Genomic DNA, 1327 nt, shown 5'->3' with positions numbered 1-1327 from the left:
CGCCAGTCCAATCTGGCCCCATGGTTTCCTTCGAGAGCTTCTGCTTTCCAAATCCTGGGGTCAGTGATAGAATTAACTGGCATTACCACCGAGAGATTTACTAAGGAGTGCAGGTGAAGAACAGGGAAGAGATCAGACTGACCGCTCTGGCTCGCTGTGCCGGTTGAGCGGCCAAGTTCGGTCCTCAGGACCTGGCGCAGGTTCTGCGCTATCTACCAAAAATCGAAGATCCTAACGTTCTGGTAGGGACCAGTACCGTCGATGATGCCGGCGTCTATCGGATAAATGAAGAACTGGCTCTGGTTCAGACAGTTGACATATTTCCGCCGGTAGTCGATGATCCCTACTACTACGGAGCCATTGCTGCGGCCAATTCCCTCAGTGATGTCTTCGGGCTGCTCCTGAATGATCCTTATCATAGCATCTTTTGCTCTGCTCACGCTGGCCTCCCTGGCATAAGTTTTATCTAATTTCTTATTTTTAACAATTCTACCAATGATTTGTCGTAAAAAGTAAGTTCCTTATGGCAGAACCTGAATCTGGCCGGCCTGGCCCTCTACTATCTCACCAATTTTGGTCGCACATATGACTCCAGCGGATGTCAGAGCTTCCATCATCCTCCCTGTTCTGTCCCTGGATACCGCCATCAGAAGGCCTCCTGAGGTCTGGGCGTCACAGAGAACCAGTTGAGCTTCCCCTGATATCTGAGGATCCCAAAGGACAGCGTGAGACAGCCAGCTTAGATTGCGTCTGGTGCCACCAGGCGCTATATCCTCCCTGACCAGCTTCCAGGTCTCTGGAACTACCGGCACCCGATCCAGATAGACCCTGGCCCCCACCCGGCTGGCGAGAGCCATCTCATGAAGATGACCCAGAAGGCCGAATCCGGTTATGTCAGTACAGGCATTAACTCCAGCCTCTATCATGACTTCGGCTGCTGCTTGGTTGAGAGTAGCCATGATGTGCATAATCTCTTGAGTGTGGTCTTCGGAAAGAAGGTCTCTCTTCAGAGCTGTGGTCATAATGCCCATGCCCAGAGGTTTGGTCAGAATTAGCTCATCTCCCACTTGAGCCCCGGCATTAGTGATTATCTTGTCTGGATGCACCACTCCAGTGACGGCAAGGCCATACTTTGGTTCCGGGTCATCCAGGGTATGGCCACCAATGATAGCCACTCCCGCCTCAGCAGCCTTGTCACTACCACCCCGTAATATCTCTCCCAAAGTTTCCAGAGACGAAGTATAGGCGGGGAAGCAGACGATGTTCAGAACGCTCAAGGGCCGGCCTCCCATGGCATAGGCATCAATGAGGGAATTGGCCGCAGCAA

The 1327-nt window shown here is 52.4% G+C and carries 1 protein-coding gene and 1 pseudogene; one reads left to right on the top strand and one right to left on the bottom strand.

Annotated elements, in window-relative coordinates:
• Nucleotides 1-113: 113 nt before the first annotated feature.
• A pseudogene (locus tag HW443_RS13490) lies at nt 114-398 on the top strand (AIR synthase related protein); the annotation flags it as partial.
• Between the two features lie 123 nt (nt 399-521).
• Here the strand turns inward: HW443_RS13490 and selD are convergent.
• A partial coding sequence (gene selD / locus HW443_RS11330; RefSeq protein ID WP_176238234.1) for a selenide, water dikinase SelD occupies nt 522-1327 on the bottom strand: 806 nt, incomplete at its 5' end.

This window comes from Candidatus Hakubella thermalkaliphila (assembly GCF_013281975.1).
GTDB classification, from domain to species: Bacteria; Actinomycetota; Humimicrobiia; order Hakubellales; family Hakubellaceae; genus Hakubella; species Hakubella thermalkaliphila.
Note: the sequence above shows the minus strand (reverse complement) of the source record. Positions and strands in the feature narration are given on the sequence as shown.